The organism is Sphaerisporangium album, from assembly GCF_003323745.1.
GTDB lineage: Bacteria > Actinomycetota > Actinomycetes > Streptosporangiales > Streptosporangiaceae > Sphaerisporangium > Sphaerisporangium album.
Window position 1 is genome coordinate 146,697 of the sequence record NZ_QOIL01000013.1, and the last position, 16,158, is coordinate 162,854.

A 16,158-nucleotide genomic window follows, 5' to 3' on the forward strand; every position below is an offset into this window, starting at 1 on the left:
CCACGGCACACCGTGCCCGGGCACGCGCCCGGGTGACCGGCCCGGCCGGGGGCGCCGTCACGACCGCAGTTCGTTGATCTTGTCGCGGGCGACGGTGACGAGGATCTCCCTCTTGTGCGGCTGGCCGCGCAGGAAGGCCTCGGTGAACGCCTTGGCCTGCTCGTAGGTCACCTTGCCCGGCATCGGAGGCTCGTTGGGGTTGACGTCGCAGTCCACCAGCGCGGGCCCGTCATGAGCCAGCGCGGCGCGAATGGCGCGCGGGAGCTCGTGCGGAGAGTCCACCTTCGCCCCGTAGGCGCCGCAGGCGCGCGCCCAGGCGGAGAAGTCGGCCTCCGGCTGCCGGTGGCGGACGGAGTACTCGGGGTAGCCCAGCACGATCTGCTCCCAGAGGATCTGCGCATAGGCGTTGTTGTTGCAGATCACCACCTTGATCGGAAGCTGGTTCCGCACGGCCGTGAGGAACTCGGCCATCAGCATGGCGAAGCCGCCGTCGCCGACGAAGGCGATCACCTGGCGGCCGGGGAAGGCGTGCTGCATGCCGATCGCGTACGGCAGGCCGGGCGCCATGGTGGCCAGGTTCCCGGACAGGTAGAAGTCGCGGCCGCCGCGGATCGTCCAGTGCCGCGCCGCCCAGGTGGCGATCGTCCCGGAGTCGCAGGTCAGGATGGCGTCGCCGGTGGCCGCCTGGTCGACGCAGCCCATGAGGTACTGCGGGGCGATCGGGTGCCGGGAGGGGTCCTCCAGCGCCTTCATGTCCGCCCGCCAGGCCTGGGCCTTGCGCTGGTACTTGCGCAGGAACGACGGGTCGGCGCCGCCCTTCAGCCGGGGGAGGAGCCGCTCCAGCGCCAGCCGCGCGTCGCCCGCGACGGGGGCCTCCACGGGCAGTCGCAGGCCGATCAGGCTCGGGTCGGCGTCGATCTGCACGACCCGGGCGGCGCCGGGCTCGGGCAGGAACGTGGCGTACGGGAAGGACGCGCCGACCATGAGCAGGGTGTCGCACTCGCGCATGATCTCCTCGCTCGGCTTGGTGCCGAGCAGCCCGAGAACGCCGGTGGTCATCGGATGGTCGTCCGGCACGACGGGCTTGCCGGGCAGGGTCTTCACGATCGGGCTCGCCAGCCGCTCGGCCACGGCCAGCACCTCGGCGCGGGCGTCGCGGGCGCCCGCCCCGGCGAAGACGGCGACCTTGCGGCCCGCGTTGAGCGTGTCCGCCGCGCGGTCGAGGTCCTCCTCCGCCGGGGGCAGCGGCGGTCTGGAGTAGACGGGGACGCTGCGGGACGGGGCCCCCGGGCCGACGTGCCGGTAGGGATCCTCGGTGACGGGCGCGACCTGGATGTCGTTGGGGAAGCTCAGGTGGGCGACGGTGCGCTTGGACAGGGCGTCCCGCACGGCCAGGTCCACCACCCCCGGCACCTGCTGGGGGTTGGTGACCATCAGGTTGTAGGAGGCCAGGTCCTGGAAGAGCCGATCGAGGTGGACCTCCTGCTGGTAGTACGTGCCGAGTACCGAGGTCTCCTGCATGCCCGTGAGCGCCAGCACCGGCGCGTGGTCGAGCTTGGCGTCGTACAGCCCGTTCATCAGGTGGATCGCCCCCGGACCCGAGGTGGCCGCGCACACGCCGAGCCGCCCGGTGGCCTTGGCGTACCCGGTGGCCATGAACGCGGCGGCCTCCTCGTGGTGCACCAGCACGAAGCGCAGGCGCGCGCGGTGACGCCGGAAGCCCTCCATGAGGCCGTTGATGCCGTCGCCCGGCAGGCCGAAGATCGTGTCGACCCCCCACTCGACCAGCCGCCTGGCGACGCTCTCGCCCACGATCTCCGTCATCGGTCTCCTCCGATCCGTGCGCGCGCCGGACGGTCGCCGGAGCGGGCCGCGTCCCGCGCGCGGCGGGCGTGGCTGCGTCCGGCCAGGTAACCGGCCGCGAGCAGCGCCGCCAGGGCGAGCGGCCTGGCGGGGGAGACCCGGGACCTCAGCCGCGCCGCGGCCTCCTTGGGATCGGCCACGGACCCCGCGAGGGTGCCCAGCGCCGACGCCACGACGTCGCGCGGGTCACCGCATGTCAGGAGGTGTGTCGTCATGTCCGGCTCCCGCTCTCCGCAGGCGATCCGCCCTCGACGGGGGCTCAGCGCCCGGGTGCGGTCCATGATCGGCGCACCCGATCGGTTGTGAACCCGTACCCGCGTCGCCCTTCCCGGCGGTCCTCGGCGCAAAACCCCAGATGGGACGGCATGCCCGCATCTCTTGCGAGATACGTGCCGGGCCATTAACCGATATTTCCGGACTTCAACCGAGTGTGGCCCGCCGCGCTCCGATCCCCGGCCGATGCGCCCTCAGCCGGACAGGCGCGTCACGTTCGCCGGGGAACCGTCGCCCGCCGCCGGGATCGCCCCCAGCAGGAACTCGTCCACCACCAGGGTGGCCGCGCCGAGCGCCACCGCGTCCGCGCCCAGCCTGCCGGGCACGATCGAGACGGTCTGGTACGGCTGGGTCAGCGAGTTCTCGGCGACCGCCGCCTTGATCCTCACCAGCTCGTGCCGGGCCAGCAGCAGCCCGGCCCAGCCGCCGATGACGATGCGCTCGGGGTTGAACAGGTTGATCAGGTTCGCCAGCCCCGCGCCCAGGTACTCGATCGTCTCCAGGACGACGGGCGCCCCCGACCGCACCAGCTCGCCCAGCGCGGCCTGCTCGCGCTCGATCTCGGCCGACAGCCCGGCACGTTCCAGAATGCTCTGCGCCCCGATGTAGGCCTCCAGGCAGCCGCGCGCGCCGCAGCGGCACGTCCGTCCCCCCACCGCGATCTTGGTGTGGCCCCACTCGCCGGCGCTGCTGTTGGCCCCGCGGTAGGTCAGCCCGCCGGTGATGATGCTCGCTCCCACGCCCGAGCCGATCAGCACGACGATGGCGTGCCGGAACCCCCGCCCGGAGCCGAACCACAGCTCGGCCTGGCCCATGGTCTTGGCCCCGTTGTCGACGTACAGGGGCAGCGAGGTGCCGGCGCGGACCTTCGCGCCGAGAGGCACCCCGTCCCAGCCGAAGGTCTGGGCGTGGACGAGCGCGTCCGGGCCGCTCTCGACGATGCCCGGCACGCCGATGCCCACGCCGAGGACCTGCGCGGGCGTGGCCTCGGCGGAGGCGAGCACGGCGTCGATGCCGGCCAGGACGTGGCGGACGACCAGGTCGGCGTCGTGCTGGGCCGCCCGCAGGGTGAACTCGGCCTTGGCGTGCATGTTCATGTCGAGGTCGAACAACTCGACGTGCACGTGGGTCTCGCCGACGTCGACGCCGATCGCGTACCCGTACTCGCGGTTGACGCGCAGCAGGGTGCGGGGACGGCCGCCGTCGGAGTCCACCATGCCGGCCTCGACGATGATGTTCTCCGCGAGCAGGTCGCCGGTCACGTTGCTCACAGAGGCGGCGCTCAGGCCGGTGAGGCGGCTGAGCTCCTGGCGGCTGGCCGGGCCCGCGAAGTACAGATTGCGCAGCAACACCGCCCGGTTTCCGCGCCGAAGGTCGCGCACCGTCCGGCGCTCGGGGCTGGCCATTGCTTCGTGCGTTCCTTTCGGGGGCCGTGGGCCGCGGCCGGATCGTGCGCGCCGGCCACGTCACCGGGGTGCGGTGCCGTGGCCGGCGTGGTGATCACACTCTGACCAAGTCTGACGGAAAGGGTACGCCTTCCGCCTCGAAGTGGTCGGCCGCAGGCGACGAAGTACGCCGCCCTCCGGCGGGGAGGGGACGGGCGCCGTGCCCCGCCCCCTCCCGGGGCCGTCAGAAGCCCGCGGTGATGCGGGTGAACTCCCACTCGCCGGAGGGCACGCCGGCGCCGTTGGCGCGGTCGCGGTTGACCGACCAGTAGGCGAACCGGGTCAGGCCCTTGGACTTGGCCCAGTCGCGGATCTGCGTCCAGGTGGCCGGGGAGGTGACCTCGGACTGGTCGGACAGGCCGTTCATGCCCGAGATGCCCATGTGCGCGTACGCCTGGGCGTCGGTCCAGCCCCACGCGCTCTTCAGGGCGTTCTTGAGCCCTTCGGAGGCGTTGACCGTGCTCTGGTACATGTTGGCGCCGCCGCCGAAGTCGAACGGCATGATCGTGTAGTTGTCGATCGGCACGTTCAGCGCCCGGGACTGGTTGATCAGCCGCAGGCCGTCACCGGTCGGGCCGGTGGTGCTCGTGCCGAAGGTCACGGCGATCTTGACGTTCGGGTTGTTCTGCTTGACGATCTTCAGGCCGTTCAGGATGCGGTCCTGGACGGTGTAGTTGGAGAACTCGTCGGTGTTCTCGATGTCGAAGTCCACGACCGCGGGGCCGAGCGCGTTGATGACCTGCTGCACCGCGTTCGCGTAGGCCTGCGGGGTCGAGCAGTTGGGGCCGAGCTTGTTGCCGCTCCAGCCGCCGAAGGAGATCTGGACGCTGCCGCCCTTGGACTTGATGGTGTTGATGGCCTGCTGGTCGGTGCCGCCGGTCAGCGCGCGCTGGCCGTCCCAGGCGGGGGTGCAGCCGCCGCTGGAGAGGATGAAGGCCATCGTGAAGGACTTGATGCCGGTGGCGTCCATGACGGTGCCCGGGTTGGGCGGGTTGCCCCAGCCCATGTACAGGTACGGCGCGCCCGGCATCTTGCCGGGGGCGGGCGGCGGGGTGCCGCCGCCGCTGGGCAGCGTCCAGCGCTGGTTCGCGCCGGCGAAGCAGTCCCAGATCTGGAGGGGGGTGCCGTCGGCGGAGCTGTTGCCGGTGGCGTCCAGGCACTTGCCGAGGGCGCGCAGGGTGCCGTCGGAGCCGGCGGTCCAGACCTGGGCGGCGCTGCCGTTGCAGTCCCAGATCTGCACCTTGGTGCCGTTGGCGTTGCTGGCGGCGTTGACGTCCAGGCACTTGCCGAGGGCGCGGATCGTGCCGTCGGAGCCGGTGGTCCACTGCTGGGCGCCGGTGCCGTTGCAGGTGTAGAGCTGGACCTGAGTGCCGTTGGCGTTGCTGGCGGCGGCGACGTCGACGCACTTGCCGGCGATGCCGGTGATCTGGCCGGTGGCGGCGTAGGCGGGGGAGAGGCCGAGACCGGCCGCGAGAAGGGTCAGGATCGCCACGAAGGCGCCTGAGAGCAGCCAGGCGCGGCTGCGTGCGGGGTGTTGGCGTTTCATGGGGGGTGTTCGCGTCCTTCTAGATCAGTGCTTCAAATAAGCAATGGAAAAAGCGCTCGGGAAGCCTCCGTTCAGCGGGGCCCTCCTGTCGGCCTGAGTGGGCAGCCTCAATTGACAAGAAGGTTTCTTATCAGTTCGTTGCCTGGGATTTAACGCTCCCTGGTGCGTGCGGTCAAGAGACCGGGTGAAGCGGCAGGTCAGACGATGGACCATCGCTGGTTGTCGCCCGCGAAGCAGTCCCAGATCTGCAGGGGAGTGCCGTCGGCGGAGCTCGGACCCGTGGCGTCCAGGCACTTGCCGAGGGCGCGGATCGTGCCGTCGGAGTTCACCGTCCACGACTGCGCGGCGCTGCCGTTGCAGTCGTAGATCTGCACCTTGGTGCCGTTGGCGTTGCTGCCGGCGTTGACGTCCAGGCACTTGCCGAGCGCGCGGATCGTCCCGTCGGTGCCCACGGTCCACTGCTGGGCCGTGCTGCCGTTGCAGGTGTAGAGCTGGACCTGCGTGCCGTTGGCGCTGTTCGCGCCGGCCACGTCCACGCACTTGCCGCCGTAGCCGACGATGGACCGGCCGCCGCCACCGCCGCCCTGCGTGCCCGCCCAGGTGAAGGTGGCCGAGGTCTTGGCGGGCAGCGTGTAGGTGAACGACTGGCCGCCCCAGTTGACCTTGACCGACTGAGAGCCGCCGGTCGTGTTGTAGGCGATCAGCGCCTTGGAGCCGTCGGGGTTCTTCCAGGCGACGTTCTTCACCGCGCCGTTGGCGGTCGAGTCGACGCGGTAGGCCCCGGGCTTCACGAACTTCGTGAGGTGGCCCATCGTGTAGTACTCGATGGTGTAGTCGACCTGGCCGTGGCGAGCGTCGCCGTTGTGGACGGTGATCAGGCCGGTGCAGGTGCCGCAGCCGCCGTTGTGCGGGCCGTAGTTCTGGTCCACGGCGAGGCTCCACTTGATCCAGCTACGAGCCCAGTTGCGGGTGTAGTCGATCAGGTTGTTCATGTCCTCGGCCTGCTGGTCGCCGATCCACGTGCCGCCCGAGTGCTCGGTCTGGTACGCGTTGACCTGCGGGTACTGGTTGTGCACGGTGGTCTGCTTGGTGACGTCGCCGCCGTATCCGTGCCAGGCGATCCCGCCGAACAACGGGTCGTTGCGGATCGCGGCGTCGTTGACCAGCAGGGCCGCGTACTCGTCGTACTTGTCCCAGTTCCAGTCGTGGACCAGCGTCTTGGTGGTGATCCCCGCGGCGCGGAAGGCCGGCCACAGGCCGTTCTTGACGAAGGTCTGGAGGCCGGAGGCGTTCCAGTTCATCGACGGGTAGCCGGCGCAGCAGGTGGGCTCGTTCTGCGGGGTGACGTAGTCGACGCGGATGCCCTGCTGCTGGTAGGCCTGGATGTACCGCGCGAAGTACTGCCCGTACAGGCCGTAGTACTGCGACTGCAGCCAGCCCTGGCTGTAGGAGTTGTTGTCCTTCATCCACGGCGGCGCGCTCCATGGCGACGCCATGACCTTCAGGGCCGGGTTGAGCTGCTTGGCCTGCTTGGTCAGCGGCACGATGTCGGCGAGGTCGTGGCTGATCGAGAAGTCGTTCAGGTCGCAGCAGGTGTTGTCGAACGAGAAGCTGTTGCGGGCCAGGTCGGAGGACCCGAGCGGGTTGCGGAGGAAGTCGACCCCGATGCCGTTGACCGGGTCGAACAGCTTCTGCATGACCGAGTTGCGTGTCGCGGCGGTGAGCGCGCCGCTGCTGTTCATCAGCCACGCGGCGGTGTCGGTGAAGGACGCGCCCGCGCCCTCGAACTGCTGGTACGTCGTGTTCTCGTTGACGGTGATCGTCTGCTGCGCGCCGGGGCTGGTGGCCGCGAACGCGATGGGCGCCTGCTGCTGGAGCCCCCTGGTCACGTTGCGGCCGCCGGCGTCGGAGGTCGTGGTGAGCCAGATGTTGACGGTCTCGCCGGCCGCCTGCGCGGCCGGGGCTCCGGCGACGCCGAACGCGGTGCCGCCGAGGAGCAGGACGGCGGTCGCGGCGAGCCGGAATCTTCGCAAGGACATGAGCGGGTCTCCCTCTGGGGGTGAGTGGGGAACCTGCCCGCACGGCCCTGCCCGGCATCGCACTGGCAGTAGAAGAGGTAACACGTTCCCGAACAAGCCTGCAATCGCTTCGGACAAGATATTTCACAACTTGTATCTCGCCATGGAAAAAGAGCCTGGTCAGGACCGCTCTCGCCCCCCGCGGACCGCTCGCGCGGGTCGGTCCAGCCTGCCGCCCCGCATGATCGCGATCACCGGGCAGCCCAGGAGGCTGACCGACCGCTACCTCTACCTGAACATCGACACGCCGAACGAGACCGACCGCCTGCAAGGCGAGCACCGCGCGATCTACGAGGCGGTGCGCGCGGCGACCGAGACCTCGCCCCAGAGCTGACGCGCCGGCACATCGCGAGACCGCACGAGTTCCTTCTGCGCCACATGCCGGGCCTGGCCGGCGGCCCGCCGGGATCCGGCCGGACCACCGGCGGCGACCCGTCCCGAGCAGGGCCCGGCGGCCGCGTCAGCGCTTCACGGAAGCCGGCCCACGTGGGCCAGGGCCTGCTTCAGCAGCAGACCCTGCCCGCCGGTCATCTCCTGCTGCACCTGCGGGGACGCGGCCTCCTCCGGCGTGAACCAGATCAGGTCCAGCGCGTCCTGCCGGGGACGGCAGTCGCCCGCCACGGGGACGATGTAGGCCAGGGATACGGCGTGCTGCCGCGGGTCGTGGTACGGCGTGACGCCGGGGGTCGGGAAGTACTCGGCGATGGTGAACGGCTGCGGCGAGACCGGCACGTGGGGCAGTGCCACGGGCCCGAGATCCTTCTCGAGGTGACGCACGAGCGCGTCGCGCACCCGCTCGTACAGAAGGACGCGGCCGGAGACCAGCGCGCGGCTGATGGTGCCGTCGGAGCCGATGCGCAGCAGCAGGCCGATGTGGGTCACCACGCCGGCCTCGTCCACCCGCACGGGCACGGCGTCGACGTAGAGGATCGGCATCCGGCCCCGCACCGTCTCGAGCTCCTCAGGAGCGAGCCAGCCAGGTGCGGTTTCGGTTGTTTCGGTCACGCACCGATGGTACTTCGCCAGGGCTAGCCATGACGTCGCGCCTCGGATCGGCCGGGCGGCGTGGCGACGGTGGCCGAGGCGGCGGCGTGGCAGGCGCCCCGGCCGTCGGCGCGGGCGACGACCCGGCCGCCGGCGACGCGCACGGCCGTCTCGGTGTCGTCCCCGACCGCGGGCACGCCCGCCGCCGCGGCGACGGCGCCGGACTCGTCGTGCACCACCTGAAGGCGCGGCCACGCCCCCGGCGGGAAGGACTCGCGCAGGCAGCCGCACAGGTCGGCCACGACCAGCCGCGCCAGCGGCGCCAGCTCGCCCGGGTCGCCGGTGACCAGGACGGCGGTGACCTCGGCGCCCGGCGGCGCCGCGCGCACGGCCTCCTCGACGGCCTCCAGCCGGTGCAGCCCGAGGACCGCCACCACGCCGTCGTCGCCGAGCCGCGCGGGCTCGCCGCGCACCACGTCGATCAACCCTCCCGCGTCCGGCGCCATGGGAGACCACGGCTCGTCGGCGGGCCGCGCCGGGGGGACGGGCGGAACGAGCGGCCACCCGCCACCGAGCTCCAGGCCCACGAGCCGCTCGCAGACGCTGACGACGTCGAAGGGCTCGATGAAGCCGGGCGCGGCGGTGGCCATCTGCGTGGCGCCGTGCAGGGTCGTGAGCGCGGCCTCGGCCACGCGCACCTGGCGGACCGGCGGCGCGCCGGGCGGGCCCAGCCGTTCGAGCGCGAGCCCGAGCAGGATCGCGTCGAGCTTCATGAGCTGCGCGAACGGGCGGCGGGTGCGCTCGTCGGCGAGGATCTCGGGCATCAGGTCCATGGCGAGGCGGGCCGCGCCGGGACCGTCGTCGGTGGCGAGGGGGAGACGACCGACCCAGGCGCGGGCGAACGCGCCGAGCGCCGTGCGGGCGTCGCGGCCCGCCTCGGGACGCGGGGCGTCAGGACCGCGCTCGGCCGACTCGGCGAGGACGGCGAAGTAGAGCGCCCGCTTGCCGGGGAAGTTGGAGTACACCGCGCCGCGGGTGAGCCCGGCGCGCTCCGCGATGCGGTCGATCTTGGCGTCGCGGAAGCCCAGCTCCGAGAACTCCTCCCGGGCGGCGGACAGCACCCTGGCGCGGTTGCGCTCCTGTGACTCCGCCCTGGTCAGCCTGGCCATCGGTCGTCCTCGCCCTTCCTCGTCCTCGGGTTTGCCGTCCGGCGGGATCCAAGATACCGTCGGCATCCAGATGGTATGACCATATGATCGAATCATGTGAAGCGCCGGGTCTGACGTCCGCACGCTCACCGAGGGGGTTTTCCGAGTGGCACGCATCGGCGACGGCGACCTGCTGTGCTCGTTCTGCGGCAAGGGCCGCAAGCGGGTCCGCAGGCTCATCGCGGGCCCGGCGGGCGTCTTCATCTGCGACGAGTGCGTCGAGGTCTGCAACGAGCTGATCGAGGACGAGCTCGTCGAGACGGCCGGGGGCGCGCCGCCGGAGGCGCCGAAGCCGCGAGAGATCGACGCGTTCCTGGGGCGGTACGTCGTCGGCCAGGAGACGGCGAGGATGTCGCTGTCGGTGGCGGTCTACAACCACTACAAACGCGTCCGCCCGGCCACCGGCCGCGCCCGGCGGCCCGCCGGCGACGACGAGGACGTCGAGCTCGGCAAGTCCAACATCCTCATGATCGGCCCGACCGGCTCCGGCAAGACCCACCTCGCCCGCACCCTCGCCCGCCTGCTGGACGTCCCCTTCGCGATCGCCGACGCCACCGCGCTCACCGAGGCCGGGTACGTCGGGGAGGACGTCGAGAACATCCTGCTCAGGTTGATCGAGGCCGCCGGCCACGACATCAGGAGGGCCGAGACGGGCATTCTCTACATCGACGAGATCGACAAGATCGCCCGAAAGGGCGAGAACCCGTCGATCACCCGCGACGTGTCCGGCGAGGGCGTCCAGCAGGCACTCTTGAAGATCATCGAGGGGGCGACGGTGAGCGTGCCGCCCCAGGGCGGTCGCAAGCACCCGCATCAGGAGTTCATCCAGATCGACACCAGCCACGTGCTGTTCATCGCCGGCGGGGCGTTCGACGGCCTGGAGACGATCATCGAGCGGCGGACGGGGCGCGGCCGCGCCGGGTTCGGCGCCGGGATCCGCCCCGCGCCCGCGAAGGGCGAGGGGCACGTCTTCGCCCAGGTGACCTCGCAGGACCTGCTGGAGTTCGGACTGATCCCGGAGCTGGTGGGGCGGCTGCCGGTGCTGTCGACGCTCCGGTCGCCGGACCGCGAGGCGCTGACGCGCATCCTCACCGAGCCGCACGACGCGCTGATCAAGCAGTACCAGAAGCTGTTCGCCCTGGACGGCGTCGAGCTGGAGTTCACCGAGGACGCTCTGGGCGCGATCGCCGACCAGGCCCTGCTACGCCGAACCGGCGCCCGGGCGGCCCGCGCGATCCTCGAAGAGGTGCTGCTCAACGTCATGTACGAGGTGCCGAGCCGGGACGACGTCGCCCGCGTCGTGATCGACCGCGACACCGTTCTGCACAACGTCAACCCGACCCTCATCGCCCGTGAGCGGCCGGGACGCGGCCATGAGCGCCACGAGAAGACGGCCTGACGGGGGCGCCCGCGTCGGCCGCGGCGGGGGGTGACCCCGGAGGAAGGTACGGGTGACGGAAAGAATCGGGGGCGGAATCGATTCCGCCGGGAGATATGCGACCGGCTGATTATCGGGGAATGGGGTACCGCCTCTGAGGCGTCGATGAGGCGCCGGGGAGGCGCCGTCCGTTCGTTCTCCGTCTGGTCGGCGAATGCCGCACGCGCGTTTCCGAAGCGGAGTTCGCGTCGCGAGCGCGGTCCGCGAAGACGGCCGCGTCGCTGCCGCGAGTGGAGTTACCTGCCGCACCCGTGAGCCGAGACGCGACTCCAAGGGAGCGCGGGAGGCGGCTCCAAGAGAGTACGCGAGGCGGCTCCAAGAGAGGGCATGAGGCGACTCCGGGGGAGTGTCCGCCAGGTTCCGCGACTCCGCAGACCGCAGACCGCAGTCCGGTGCCGCAGGCCGTCCGTCGACCGGTGCCGCAAGCCGTCCCGTGCCGCCGTCCGGTCCTGTCGATGCCGTCAGCGCTTCCCTTGCGTCCGGTGTCGTGTCCGTATGGAGCGAGCGCGCCGTGCCGCTTTATCAGAAGCCGGCAAACAAGTACATAAATTTCCTATAAAGATTCAATGCCAGCGAATGTGAGTATTTGAAACCTTGACGATGATCCTCCCTTTGGCAACAATTCTTGCCGAATGCGTACTTCGTGCCGGGATGACCCCCTACCCCGGTGTCGTGCGCCTACTGGAGGAATCTCGTGAGGACTTCTCTCAAACGCGGGAGGGCCGGCCTCATCATGCTGGCCGTCGCCCTGCCCGTAGCCTTCTCTCTGAGCGCGATCCCGGTTCTCGCCCAGCCGTCCCCGCCCACCAGTGAGGTCGTGCCGGACCGGCAGCCGAGCACCGAGCAGAACGGCGTCGCGCTGCTGCGCGTCGTCGTCCCGGACCAGGACGCCCTCGACCGCCTCAACTCCATGGGCCTCGACCTCGCGGAGTACAAGAAGTCCGTCGCCGACGGCATCGAGGTGCACGCCGTCCTGAGCCCGCAGGAGGCCCAGGACCTGCGCGCCCTCGGCATCGACGTGCGCGGCGCCATCTCCGACCAGACCGACGCCGCCGCCAACATGGCCCAGCGGCGCTCGGCGATCGCGGAGTCGAAGGAGGCGCAGGCGGAGGTCGACAAGCTGACCGTCCTGCGCGCCGAGTGGTTCACCAGCCTCGACGACCAGCGCTTCCTGTCCGTCGAAGTGAAGTCGAGCGCCACCGACGCCGAGACCGTGCTCACCGCGACCTGGGACAGCGGCAGGGGAACGGCCCCGGACTCCGGCGGCACCGCCACGATGTCGCGTTTCACCGACGCCGGCCAGTACATGTACCACCGGTTCAACACGCCGCTGAACATCGACCAGACCCCCACCAAGGTCACGATCACCAGCAATCGCGGCGGCACGGTCACCGTCCCGGTGTCCAAGTGGCTGGGCGAGCGCCGCAAGGCGCCGGGCAAGCACTACATCTCCGACTTCGTGGACCACTACATGGACCCCACCGAGGTCACCTACCGGATGACGACGCTGGCCCGGGAGTTCCCGAAGGTCGCCGAGATCGTCGACCTGCCGTACAAGACGAACGGCTACCGCCGTCTCGCGCAGGCGCAGTTCGGCACCGTCGCCGCGAGCACGTTCTACGTCAGCTCGAAGGTCTACGGCCACGAGGGCGGTAACGACATCAGCGTCGCCCTGGTGAAGCCCGGGACGCCGAACGCCGCGCTCGGCGTGTCGGTGACCGGCAAGGACGTCGTGGTCAGCCTGGCCACGGACGCCTCCGGCGCCGTCAGCAGCACCGCCCGCCAGGTCGCGGACGCGCTCAATGCCCACGCCTCCGCGTCCGCCCTGCTGACCGCCGCCACCTACCGGGGCAACGCCGGAGCCGGCCTGGTCGCCGCGGCCCCCGCCACCCGGCTGACCGACAACCTCAAGGCCCCGCAGTCGATCGCGCGCGCCCCCTTCCAGATGAAGGCGCTGCGCGTCGGCAAGAAGCGCGACGGATCCAAGACCGGCGTCTTCCTGTACTGCCAGGAGCACGCCCGCGAGTGGGTGACCCCGGTGACCTGCGTCGAGACCGCCGAGCGGCTCCTGCGCAACTACGCCAGGGACAACGCCACCAAGAAGCTGGTCGACGACCTGGACATCTTCATCCTGCCGGTGGTCAACCCCGACGGCGCGCACTACAGCATGTACGACTACAACTTCCAGCGCCGCAACATGACCGACCACTGCGGACCCGAGCGCTCGGACCCGGCGGCCCGCAACGGCTGGGGCGTGGACATCAACCGCAACTTCTCGGTCGGCTCGTACTACGACGGGTACAGCGGCGCCTCCGCGAGCTGCTCCAGTGACACCTTCGCCGGCCCGGCCGAGCTGTCGGAGCCGGAGTCCCGCAACGAGGTGTGGCTCACCCACCAGTACCCGAACATCAAGTTCGCGATGAACACCCACTCCTACGGCGGCTACTTCATGTGGCCCCCCGGCGCCTACAAGGCCGCGGGCCGCGAGCTGCTGCCCCGGGTCGACTTCGGCACCGAGGAGTACTTCTGGCAGGCCTCCAGCCACATCCTGTCCGCCGTGCAGTCCTGGCGCGGCACGGCGATCTGGCCCGGCCGCACCGGCCCGGTCCCGGACGTGCTGTACTCGGCGGCGGGCAACAGCGCCGACGAGCACTGGTTCAACCGGGACATCATCGGCTGGGACTTCGAGGTCGGCGCCGACGTCTACAACCCGGCGACCAAGCAGTTCGAGCCGGTCGGCTTCCAGCCGCCGTTCGCCGAGGGTCACGAGGAGGCGATGGAGTTCTCCTCCGGGCAGATCGCCATCCTGGAGGTCGCCCGCTCCTTCGCCGACGACGACGACCGTCCCCGGTCGGACCTGAAGGTGACCGCCAAGGCGCCCGGTTCGACGTCGTTCACCTTCACGATCGACGAGCCCGCCAACGTGTACTACACGCTGGACGGCAGCCGTCCGACGCTGAGCTCTCCCAAGCTCACCGCCGCGGCGATGCGTGAGGGGGCGCAGCAGCTCACCGTCGACAGGACGACCGAGGTCCGCTGGTTCGCCGTGGACATCGCCGGCAACGTCGAGCGCGGCTACCGGCCGGACGGCCACGCCGACAACTACCGCAAGGAAAGGGTGGAGGTCCGCAAGGCCCCCTGACCCTCTCCCCGGGCACGTGAGGCGGCCGCCGGTCATCCGACCGGCGGCCGTTTCGCGCGGTCGGCCCCCTTACGGACGCCGCGTGAGGGAGACGGCCGACTCTCCGGCTGGAACGCCACCGCTGTGCTACGGAATGAATCTACAAAGTAAAGGCGTCCGGTCGGTGGCCACCAACGATCGTGACATCGGCGACAAAGGTCACGTCACTTTTTCGTCGGTCAGGCCACCTGCCGAAACCGGCCCGCCTTGAGACCGTAGACCTCGAGTGTTCGGGACGTATCGCCGCGCGGCGGGGTCCGCGGGGACGGAGGGGTCGTGTCGAGGGGAGACGGGATGAAAGAGGGTGCCTCGGTCACCGGGCTCGGTGCCACCACGCCGCTGGGCGGGGACGTCACCTCCACGTGGGCCGGCATGCTGGAGGGACGGTCCGGGGTGGTCGCGATCGAGGAGGACTGGGCGCGGGACCTGCCCGTCCGCATCGCCGGGCGCATGAAGACCGATCCCGCCGAGGTGCTGGGCCGGGTGAAGGCCCGGCGGCTGGACCGCTGCCAGCAGGCCGCCCTGGTCGCGGCGCGGGAGGCCTGGCAGGACGCCGGGGCTCCGGACGTCGAGCCCGAGCGGCTCGCGGTCGTCATCGGCACGGGGGTCGGCGGGGTGCTGACGACCCTCGCCCAGAACGCGCTGCTGGAGGAGTCGGGCGCCCGGAAGGTGTCGCCGTACACGGTTCCGATGCTGATGCCCAACGGCCCGGCGGCGGTGGTGAGCATCGAGCTCGGCGCCCGGGGCGGCGCGCACACGCCGGTGAGCGCCTGCGCCTCCGGCGCCGAGGCGATCGCGATGGGGCTGGACCTGATCAGGCTCGGTCGCGCCGACGTGGTGGTCGCGGGTGGCGCGGAGGCGTGCGTGCACCCGCTCACGCTGGCCGGGTTCGCCCAGGCCAGGGCCTTGTCCACGCGCAACGACGCGCCCGGGGAGGCGTCCCGGCCGTTCGACGGGGGACGGGACGGCTTCGTCCTGGGGGAGGGGGCGGCCATCGTGGTGCTGGAGCGCGAGGGGTTCGCCGCGGCCCGGGGAGCCCGGGCGCACGCGACGCTGGCCGGGGCGGGCACCACGTCCGACGCTCATCACATCACCGCCGGCGACGTGAGCGGTCAGGTCCGTGCGATGCGGCTCGCGCTGGCGTCGGCGGGCCTGGAGGCGCTGGACGTGGGGCATGTGGGCGCGCACGCCACCTCGACCCCGACCGGCGACCTGACGGAGGCGGGGTCGATCACCGAGGCGATCGGGACGCATCCCGTGGTCACCGCGGTCAAGTCGATGACCGGGCATCTGTGCGGGGCGGCCGGGGCGATGGGCGCCCTGGCGACGGTCCTCGCCCTGCGGGACGGGGTGGTCCCGGCCATCCGCAACCTGGACGATCTCGACGCGCAGGTGAAGCTGGACGTCGTCACCGGTACCCCCCGGCGGGGCGGCTGGACGGCGGCGATCGCCAATTCGTTCGGCTTCGGCGGACACAACGCCTCCCTGGCCTTCACCAGGTAGCCCCTCACCGGCATCCGGGAACGAGCCGCTGTCAGGCGAGCGAGTCGATCCAGCCTTCCAGGCGCCGGCCTTCGGTCGCCATGAGTGCCGGGTCGCGGAAGGTGTTGGTGAGCAGGGAGATCCCCTGGTAGGCGGCGACCAGGGCCACGGCCAGCTCCCGGGAGTCGGTCCGCCCCATCTGCCGGAACTGCTGGTCGACCCAGTCGAGCAGCGCCCCCATGACCTTGGCGATCGCGCGGTCGAGGCCGTCGGCGCGCTTGTCGAGCTCCGAGGCCAGCGTTCCGGTGGGGCATCCGTACCGGGCCGCGACCTCGCGCTGGTCGGCCCAGCCTCGCACGAGCGCCTTCAGCCGGTCCTGCGGCGCCGGGAGCCGTTCGAGCGCGGCGATGAGCGTCTTGAGACCGTCGGCGTGGGACTCGATCGCGGCTTCGACGAGTTCGTCCTTCGTCTTGAAGTAGTAGTAGACGTTTCCGACGGGGACGCCGGCCGCTCGCGCGATGTCGGCGAGCGTGGTCTTCTCGACGCCCTGTTCGTGCAGCACGCGGGCGGCGGCGGACGCCAGGCGCTCCCGCTTGCCGGCCCCGCGCCGGACCCTCGTTGAGTCAGTCACCTGACTCACTATAGACACGCGAGGCCGCG

12 protein-coding genes are annotated in these 16,158 nt (G+C 71.0%); 4 read left to right on the forward strand and 8 right to left on the reverse strand.

Annotated elements, in window-relative coordinates:
• Window positions 1–57: 57 nt before the first annotated feature.
• The 5 genes from DQ384_RS23110 to DQ384_RS23130 all read right to left on the reverse strand — a co-directional run bounded on the left by DQ384_RS23110 (window position 58) and on the right by DQ384_RS23130 (window position 7,166).
• Entirely contained in the window at window positions 58–1,824 is a 1,767-nt protein-coding gene (locus DQ384_RS23110; RefSeq protein ID WP_114030963.1) for a thiamine pyrophosphate-dependent enzyme, read from the reverse strand.
• The gene (locus tag DQ384_RS23115; protein WP_114030964.1) at window positions 1,821–2,078 is read right to left on the reverse strand and encodes a hypothetical protein; all 258 of its coding nucleotides are present in this window, start codon (window positions 2,076–2,078) and stop codon (window positions 1,821–1,823) included. The genes DQ384_RS23110 and DQ384_RS23115 overlap by 4 nt, the downstream gene beginning before the upstream one ends.
• Window positions 2,079–2,330: 252 nt before the next feature.
• Window positions 2,331–3,542: an ROK family protein gene (locus tag DQ384_RS23120; RefSeq protein WP_114030965.1), complete on the reverse strand. Its 1,212-nt coding sequence runs from the start codon at window positions 3,540–3,542 to the stop codon at window positions 2,331–2,333.
• Between the two features lie 223 nt (window positions 3,543–3,765).
• Window positions 3,766–5,127: a chitinase gene (locus DQ384_RS43030; RefSeq protein ID WP_114030966.1), complete on the reverse strand. Its 1,362-nt coding sequence runs from the start codon at window positions 5,125–5,127 to the stop codon at window positions 3,766–3,768.
• A gap of 197 nt (window positions 5,128–5,324) precedes the next feature.
• Complete coding sequence (locus DQ384_RS23130) at window positions 5,325–7,166, reverse strand: ricin-type beta-trefoil lectin domain protein (RefSeq protein ID WP_114030967.1); 1,842 nt, start codon at window positions 7,164–7,166, stop codon at window positions 5,325–5,327.
• A gap of 220 nt (window positions 7,167–7,386) precedes the next feature.
• On the opposite strand from DQ384_RS23130, the gene DQ384_RS41430 reads away from it, so the two are divergent.
• Complete coding sequence (locus DQ384_RS41430) at window positions 7,387–7,539, forward strand: hypothetical protein (RefSeq protein WP_181871355.1); 153 nt, start codon at window positions 7,387–7,389, stop codon at window positions 7,537–7,539.
• A gap of 134 nt (window positions 7,540–7,673) precedes the next feature.
• Here the strand turns inward: DQ384_RS41430 and DQ384_RS23135 are convergent, their stop codons facing one another.
• Window positions 7,674–8,210, reverse strand: coding sequence for an NUDIX hydrolase family protein (locus DQ384_RS23135; RefSeq protein ID WP_114030968.1), 537 nt, complete (start codon window positions 8,208–8,210; stop codon window positions 7,674–7,676).
• Between the two features lie 23 nt (window positions 8,211–8,233).
• Window positions 8,234–9,358, reverse strand: coding sequence for a TetR/AcrR family transcriptional regulator (locus DQ384_RS23140; RefSeq protein ID WP_114030969.1), 1,125 nt, complete (start codon window positions 9,356–9,358; stop codon window positions 8,234–8,236).
• A gap of 145 nt (window positions 9,359–9,503) precedes the next feature.
• Between DQ384_RS23140 and clpX the strand changes: the two genes are divergently transcribed.
• The 3 genes from clpX to DQ384_RS23155 all read left to right on the forward strand — a co-directional run bounded on the left by clpX (window position 9,504) and on the right by DQ384_RS23155 (window position 15,519).
• The gene (clpX, locus tag DQ384_RS23145) at window positions 9,504–10,796 is read left to right on the forward strand and encodes an ATP-dependent Clp protease ATP-binding subunit ClpX (protein ID WP_114030970.1); all 1,293 of its coding nucleotides are present in this window, start codon (window positions 9,504–9,506) and stop codon (window positions 10,794–10,796) included.
• 733 nt (window positions 10,797–11,529) lie between these two features.
• A complete protein-coding gene (locus DQ384_RS23150) occupies window positions 11,530–13,977 on the forward strand; it encodes a M14 family zinc carboxypeptidase (protein WP_147268870.1) in 2,448 nt (815 codons plus the stop codon).
• Between the two features lie 333 nt (window positions 13,978–14,310).
• Window positions 14,311–15,519 (forward strand): beta-ketoacyl-[acyl-carrier-protein] synthase family protein, encoded by a 1,209-nt coding sequence (locus DQ384_RS23155; RefSeq protein ID WP_114030972.1) that lies wholly within the window; start codon window positions 14,311–14,313, stop codon window positions 15,517–15,519.
• Between the two features lie 31 nt (window positions 15,520–15,550).
• Here DQ384_RS23155 and DQ384_RS23160 read toward each other — a convergent pair whose 3' ends face one another.
• Window positions 15,551–16,129, reverse strand: coding sequence for a TetR/AcrR family transcriptional regulator (locus DQ384_RS23160; protein ID WP_114030973.1), 579 nt, complete (start codon window positions 16,127–16,129; stop codon window positions 15,551–15,553).
• Window positions 16,130–16,158: the final 29 nt, after the last annotated feature.

What these genes read in the sequence shown, in the direction of transcription:
- DQ384_RS23110 (WP_114030963.1), bottom strand. Translation starts at nt 1,824, where the DNA reads ATGACGGAGATCGTGGGCGAGAGCGTCGCCAGGCGGCTGGTCGAGTGG.
- DQ384_RS23115 (WP_114030964.1), bottom strand. Translation starts at nt 2,078, where the DNA reads ATGACGACACACCTCCTGACATGCGGTGACCCGCGCGACGTCGTGGCG.
- DQ384_RS23120 (WP_114030965.1), bottom strand. Translation starts at nt 3,542, where the DNA reads ATGGCCAGCCCCGAGCGCCGGACGGTGCGCGACCTTCGGCGCGGAAAC.
- DQ384_RS43030 (WP_114030966.1), bottom strand. Translation starts at nt 5,127, where the DNA reads ATGAAACGCCAACACCCCGCACGCAGCCGCGCCTGGCTGCTCTCAGGC.
- DQ384_RS23130 (WP_114030967.1), bottom strand. Translation starts at nt 7,166, where the DNA reads ATGTCCTTGCGAAGATTCCGGCTCGCCGCGACCGCCGTCCTGCTCCTC.
- DQ384_RS41430 (WP_181871355.1), top strand. Translation starts at nt 7,387, where the DNA reads ATGATCGCGATCACCGGGCAGCCCAGGAGGCTGACCGACCGCTACCTC.
- DQ384_RS23140 (WP_114030969.1), bottom strand. Translation starts at nt 9,358, where the DNA reads ATGGCCAGGCTGACCAGGGCGGAGTCACAGGAGCGCAACCGCGCCAGG.
- DQ384_RS23155 (WP_114030972.1), top strand. Translation starts at nt 14,311, where the DNA reads ATGAAAGAGGGTGCCTCGGTCACCGGGCTCGGTGCCACCACGCCGCTG.